Here is a 238-nt window from a genome sequence, read left to right as displayed (position 1 = left end):
GTACTGGGAGGTGACGGTGATCCTCGCGCTGTCGGCGGTCGTCCCCGCGGTGATGGCGGTGCTGCTCGTCGTCTACCGGCGGCACTTCACCGTGCTCGCCACTGTGCGCTCCGTGCGTCGGTACGTGCTGACGGTGGTGCTGTCGGGGGTCGGGCTGATCGCCCTCTACGTGCTCGTCGGCTGGCTCCAGAAGGACACCGGCTTCACGCGGCCGATCGACGTCAGCGACCTCCTCAAC

Annotated in this window: 1 protein-coding gene; it reads left to right on the top strand. The window is 68.5% G+C overall.

The features are described from left to right. Positions 1 to 16: 16 nt before the first annotated feature. Positions 17 to 238: hypothetical protein (locus FPZ47_RS28140; RefSeq protein WP_210420071.1), on the top strand; the 222-nt coding region annotated here is incomplete at its 3' end.

The sequence above is a fragment of the Mycobacterium helveticum genome, assembly GCF_007714205.1.
Classification (GTDB): Bacteria; Actinomycetota; Actinomycetes; order Mycobacteriales; family Mycobacteriaceae; genus Mycobacterium; species Mycobacterium helveticum.
The sequence above is the reverse complement of the archived record's forward strand: the minus strand, read 5'-3'. Positions and strand labels throughout refer to the sequence as shown.